General features: G+C 36.0%; 7 protein-coding genes and 1 other annotated feature. All 7 genes read right to left on the minus strand.

Annotated elements, in window-relative coordinates:
• Positions 1–278: 278 nt before the first annotated feature.
• Positions 279–1,133 carry a prephenate dehydratase gene (gene pheA / locus ADJ83_RS01565; protein WP_031540636.1) on the minus strand — a complete coding sequence of 285 codons (855 nt, stop codon included), beginning with the start codon at positions 1,131–1,133 and terminating at the stop codon, positions 279–281.
• Between the two features lie 118 nt (positions 1,134–1,251).
• Positions 1,252–1,707 carry an ACT domain-containing protein gene (locus ADJ83_RS01570; RefSeq protein ID WP_031540637.1) on the minus strand — a complete coding sequence of 152 codons (456 nt, stop codon included), beginning with the start codon at positions 1,705–1,707 and terminating at the stop codon, positions 1,252–1,254.
• A 201-nt stretch (positions 1,708–1,908) separates the two neighbouring features.
• On the minus strand, positions 1,909–3,198 hold the full coding sequence (obgE, locus tag ADJ83_RS01575) for a GTPase ObgE (RefSeq protein ID WP_031540638.1): 1,290 nt from the start codon (positions 3,196–3,198) through the stop codon (positions 1,909–1,911).
• A gap of 214 nt (positions 3,199–3,412) precedes the next feature.
• On the minus strand, positions 3,413–3,964 hold the full coding sequence (locus tag ADJ83_RS01580; RefSeq protein WP_031540639.1) for a Spo0B C-terminal domain-containing protein: 552 nt from the start codon (positions 3,962–3,964) through the stop codon (positions 3,413–3,415).
• A gap of 501 nt (positions 3,965–4,465) precedes the next feature.
• Entirely contained in the window at positions 4,466–4,756 is a 291-nt protein-coding gene (gene rpmA, locus ADJ83_RS01585) for a 50S ribosomal protein L27 (RefSeq protein WP_016201696.1), read from the minus strand.
• Positions 4,757–4,773: 17 nt separating this feature from the next.
• The gene (locus ADJ83_RS01590; RefSeq protein ID WP_031540640.1) at positions 4,774–5,106 is read right to left on the minus strand and encodes a ribosomal-processing cysteine protease Prp; all 333 of its coding nucleotides are present in this window, start codon (positions 5,104–5,106) and stop codon (positions 4,774–4,776) included.
• Between the two features lie 12 nt (positions 5,107–5,118).
• Positions 5,119–5,427: a 50S ribosomal protein L21 gene (gene rplU / locus ADJ83_RS01595; RefSeq protein WP_016201698.1), complete on the minus strand. Its 309-nt coding sequence runs from the start codon at positions 5,425–5,427 to the stop codon at positions 5,119–5,121.
• 15 nt (positions 5,428–5,442) lie between these two features.
• Positions 5,443–5,523 (minus strand) — a sequence feature (ribosomal protein L21 leader region).
• Positions 5,524–5,631 lie beyond the last annotated feature (108 nt).

Raw genomic sequence — 5,631 nt, forward strand, 5'->3', positions numbered from 1 at the left:
GGTCTGCTTCCGCCTGCAGGGTCTCAGACTGTCTCGCTAATCCCACAGGAGGCTCAGGCTTCCTCCCCGCGAAAAGGAAGTGTCCGTAGCGCAATGGAACGAATTGTTTTTTACACTTGAATATATTTATAACCATAAATAACTAATATGAAAAAATAGTCTTTATTTAAGAGCTAAATTAGAGATTGTTCGTCTTTACAGATTGGCTATTTAGTTTTGTCCCAGCCTCTTTTTTTAGCCCTTCTCCTTTTATACTCAAAGCCTTCAATAGATTAATTTTATTTCTCTAAATTATAAAAGGGATAACTTCCAAGTATCTTTACTTCACAACCGATTGCTTCCAGTTCTGCGATCGCTCCAGGTATTAGAACATCGTCCATTTTTCTATCTAAATCAATAAGAAAGAAATAATTTCCTAAGCCGGTTTTAGTTGGTCTCGATTCAATTTTCACCAAGTTCAATTTTCTCCAAGCAAAAGCGGATAATACTTGATGTAAGGCACCAGAACGATCAGATGGCAAAGTGACCATTAAACTCGTTTTATAACCTGCCAAATTACTTGAAGGTGCCGTATAGCTTAGAGGGTTCTTTGAAAGAATTAAAAACCTTGTATGATTGTTATTGGAATCATGAATATGATGTCTCACTATTTCAAGCCCATATTCTTCAGCTGTTAGCGAATTTCCTATTGCTGCACCATTTATATTTGAGTTCTCCTTAACAAACTGAGCTGCTGCTGCTGTTGAGGTCATATACTCACAAACAATCCCGTTAAATTCTGTATGTAAAAATTTATGACATTGAGCAATTGCATGGGAATGACTATAAACAACATCAATTTCTCTCCATTTATCTTTACGAAGGGGATGAACCATTAAATGTTGTTTAATCGGAACGGTCACTTCTCCGCAGATAGGTAAAGATACTTCATGAATTAAATAATCTAGGGTGATATTGACAGAACCTTCTAATGTATTCTCAACCGGTACTAAAGCAACATCCACTTTGTCTTCCATAACAGCATCAAAGCAATTTGGAATCGTAAGAAATGGGATTGATTCAACACCAGGAAATTGCTGATTTACCGCCATATTTGTAAATGTTGCTTTTGGGCCTAAGTAACCTACTTTCACCTGTTTCTCCTCCAAAAAAATTATTTATTCTGAATTTATCTACTATAGAAGAAGAAAGACTTAAATAAGCCTTCTTCCTACAAGAACGCTAAAGCTATTCTAACCATTTTAGAAGTATTTAGCCTCCGGAGCTTAATACATCAACCTTTTCGACAAATTCAAGCATACGCAAACGCTCTAGCAACATATCAATAGAAATCTCCATTTCTGCTGTATTTAGAGATAATGTCACATTTGCTCTTCCTTGAAGCGGAATTGTTTGATGAATCGTAAGTACATTACATCCTCCAGAAGCAACCACACTTAATAGCTTGGATAAAGTTCCCGATCGATCTTCAATATAAAAGAATAATGTTATTAACTTCTCCTTCACGATTGTGTGAAAAGGAAAAATTGTATCTCGATATTTATAAAATGCACTTCGGCTTAAATCGACTTGCTTTACAGCTTCATGTACTGATTCTGCTTTTCCTCTTTCCAATAGTTCTTTCGCATCCAAGGTTTTTCGCATCGCTTCAGAAAGTACATCTTCTCTTACTAAAAAAAATTTCTGATCCAATTTACTATGTTTCATCTGCTCACCCCTCAAGGCATAACGGAAACTTCATTATGTATGATTAATATAAATTTCAATTTTTATCCATTATTAAAAAAGCTATTTTAAATATATTCATTCGTCTTTTCTGTAGAAAAACTCCCCTCCCGTCTAATCCATTCGACGAAAGGGAAGATCTTCTATTACCACTTTTAATGTTCTTAGGCTTATTTCGATTTATTAATCGATAAATTCAAATTCATACTCCATTAATTTTACTGTATCGCCATCTTTTGCACCACGTTGACGCAATGCTTCATCAATACCCATTCCGCGCATTTGGCGAGAGAATCTACGAACAGACTCATCACGGGAGAAATCTGTCATCTTAAAGAGTTTTTCAATTCCTTCACCAGATAGGACAAAGCTTCCATCTGGATCTCTTGTAATATAGAATTGTCTCTCATCGACTTCATGCTTGTACACAACACGGTGAATCCCTGCTTCTTCTTCCACTTCTTCTAATGGGAATTCTGATGTATTCTCTAATTTATCAGCAATAGCAAAAAGGAGTTCACGTAAACCAGATCTTGTTATCGCTGAAATAGGGAATATCGGATAGTCATCTTGCAGTTTCTCTCTAAACGCTTGTAAGTTTTCTTCTGCATCTGGCATATCCATTTTATTGGCAACAATAATTTGCGGTCTTTCTAATAAACGCATATTGTATTCTTGAAGCTCGTTATTAATTGTAACATAGTCTTCATATGGATCCCTGCCTTCTGTAGCAGCCATATCAATGACATGGACAATAACTCTTGTCCGTTCAATATGACGAAGGAATTGATGGCCTAATCCAACACCAGAGTGTGCTCCTTCAATCAGTCCTGGCAAATCTGCCATTACAAAGCTTCTGTTATCTTCTGTTTCCACCATTCCTAAATTAGGCGCAATCGTTGTAAAATGATAATCTGCAATTTTCGGTTTGGCTGCAGATACCACGGAAAGTAATGTAGATTTACCTACACTAGGAAAACCGACTAAACCAACATCTGCTAATACTTTTAACTCCAGTATAATATCTCTTTCTTGACCTGGCTCGCCATTTTCCGATAATTCAGGAGCTGGGTTAGATGGGCTTGCAAAGCGGGAGTTCCCTCTTCCCCCACGACCGCCTCGTGCAATAATCGCTTGTTGCCCATGTTCTGTTAAATCAGCGATCACTTCTTTCGTATTTGCATCTGATACGATTGTACCAGGTGGAACCTTTACAATCATATCCTTAGAATTACGCCCATGCTGATTTTTAGACATTCCATGCTCGCCACGCGGTGCCTTAAAATGACGTTGATAGCGGAAATCCATTAATGTCCGTAAACCTTCTTCCACTTCAAATACTACATTTGCTCCTTTACCGCCATCTCCACCAGCAGGTCCACCTTTAGGGACAAATTTTTCTCGGCGAAAGGCTACCATTCCATTTCCGCCGTCTCCGCCCTTCACATAAATCTTAACCTGATCCACAAACATAAATTCATTTCCTCCTATTAAGAAAAACATATGCAGCTTGCATGTTTAGTATAGAACATGAGAATATCTTATGATTTATTTTACTTGTAAAGCTTTAGGATATCCTATTTTCGAACTTACAGGCATTTACAGCTACTATTTTTCTATAACTCACAATTTTTCTTTTAAGTAATTTGACCGAATCTAATTGATTTTAGTCAACGAGTTCTTCTAATTATTTACCTGTTTTCTCTCTAATCATCCAGACTTCAAATACCAGCTCTTTATCACTAATTTCTATATTTTCCACCGCCAATTGTTTGGAAAACGGTTGTTGAAGAAATGGAATTATTGACTCTGCATTTAATAGCTGGCCGTTAAAATCAACATACAACCGAAGCCCTTCCACCATGGAATGAATGGAAATGAATAAGTGATTGTCTGCAAAAGGTTTACTATGCTGATTTAATGTCTGAAAAAACAAGGTTATCCATGGAGTAAGCGTTTCGTCTTCTGTTAATTGACATTTTTCTTCTGCCAACACTTCATATTCCAACCTAAAATAATAATTTTCCCAGTTTGCTATTAATAACTTTGTAGCAAATTGCGGTATATTTAGATTAGATAACTTAGCTTCTTGTTTTGTCTCTGTAATAATCTCATTTATTATTTCTTTTACTCGCTCTGGTTTATTTAAATCCAAATTCCCTTTAATTAATTGAATTTTATTTAGCCAATCATGGCGAACATGTCTTAAAAAATCTATCGTATTCCAGTCTTTATTCATTCTTGTACTCCTAAAAAGGTTATTAAGTCTTAGAAGACTGCTTTTAGTAAGTATAACAAAAAATGAATCATCTATGAACAAAAACGATAACTCGCTAAGCCTTGACGATTAACATTCGCCTGATTTTAAAGTTTTTAATCGATGGGAATAGGAAGAAGCATACAACTCCTAGATATATAAAATCTCTAAACAGTAATTATAAAGAGAGCTATTTTGAATTAATTTGATAAAGAAATGTTGAAAACGAAGTGTATTAAAGCTGTGGTAACAACAAACTATACATAAGAGCCAAACTTTATCCTTTGTTAGCATACGAAAAAGCAATTGATTCCTCTCTCTATTTTTCAACACTTAGACAAAAAGCCCCTCCTGCTTTTTGTCTAAGTGTTGAAATCCTTCACAACTTATCTCTTGTATCAACATTCATTTTAGTTCAAGAAATCAATCCCTTAACAAACAGATAGGCTGACCCTATACGAGCCAGCCTATCTAATCATTAACTTATGCTTCTTGTGCTACTGGGTATACGCTAACTTGTTTGCGATCACGGCCAAGACGCTCAAACTTAACGATTCCGTCAACTTTTGCGAATAGTGTATCATCGCCACCACGACCAACGTTTACTCCTGGATAGATTTTTGTACCGCGTTGACGGTAAAGAATGCTTCCACCAGTTACTAATTGACCATCTGCACGTTTAGCTCCTAAACGTTTAGAAATGGAGTCACGTCCGTTTTTAGTAGAACCTACCCCTTTTTTAGATGCAAAAAACTGAAGATCTAATCTTAACATTTCGTTCCACCTCCTATTTAATTATAAGTGATAGTTACGTATTTTCCATAGTCTCTTTCAATTGTTTCTAATGAAACAACCATTCCTTCTAAAAGAAGTTGAATTTTTTCTCTTGTTTCTTCCGGAATATTCTCTGGAATTGTACAAGAGATAAAACCTCCATCTTTTCCTTGCTTAATAATAGGTGTAATACCAGTAAGGGAAATAACGGCATTAATGCTTCCAAATGAAACAGCCGATACTCCTGCACATACTATATCATTCCCACTATTTGCAAAAAGGGCATGACCGCTAATGGTAAACGAATGAATGAGACCATCGTTTGATTTGTCAATCGTTACTTCAATCATACAAATTCAACCTTAAGCGTTAATCTTTTCGATAACAACTTTAGTGTAAGGTTGACGATGACCTTGCTTTTTATGATAATTTTTCTTCGCTTTGTATTTGAAAACGATGATTTTCTTTTGACGGCCTTGTTTTTCAACTTTAGCTGTAACAGTAGCTCCTTCAACAACTGGGCTTCCTACTTTTACATTTTCTCCGCCAACGAAAAGAACTTTATCAAAAGTAACCGTGTCACCAGCTTCACCGTTTAATTTCTCGATGTAGATAGCTTGACCTTCTTCAACTTTGATTTGTTTTCCGCCTGTTTCAATAATTGCGTACATTAAACTGCACCTCCTTAATAGACTAAGACTCGCCAATGACAGGCGTTTTGCTAAAGCAAAAGCTTCATTACCTGCTATGCGCGGTTGTAGAGCACGGGTGCTACAAACAACATTAAAATACTAACATGTTTACATGATACTGTCAATCATATTCTAATTAATGATTGAGTCAAGTTTTTGTGGGAGTTTTTTTAGCTCCCTTTT

The organism is Bacillus sp. 522_BSPC, assembly GCF_001076885.1.
Lineage (GTDB): Bacteria > Bacillota > Bacilli > Bacillales > Cytobacillaceae > Niallia > Niallia hominis.

Excerpts from the sequence above, each read along its gene's own strand:
- ADJ83_RS01570 (WP_031540637.1), bottom strand. The coding sequence starts at position 1,707 with ATGAAACATAGTAAATTGGATCAGAAATTTTTTTTAGTAAGAGAAGAT.
- obgE (WP_031540638.1), bottom strand. The coding sequence starts at position 3,198 with ATGTTTGTGGATCAGGTTAAGATTTATGTGAAGGGCGGAGACGGCGGA.
- ADJ83_RS01580 (WP_031540639.1), bottom strand. The coding sequence starts at position 3,964 with ATGAATAAAGACTGGAATACGATAGATTTTTTAAGACATGTTCGCCAT.
- rpmA (WP_016201696.1), bottom strand. The coding sequence starts at position 4,756 with ATGTTAAGATTAGATCTTCAGTTTTTTGCATCTAAAAAAGGGGTAGGT.
- ADJ83_RS01590 (WP_031540640.1), bottom strand. The coding sequence starts at position 5,106 with ATGATTGAAGTAACGATTGACAAATCAAACGATGGTCTCATTCATTCG.
- rplU (WP_016201698.1), bottom strand. The coding sequence starts at position 5,427 with ATGTACGCAATTATTGAAACAGGCGGAAAACAAATCAAAGTTGAAGAA.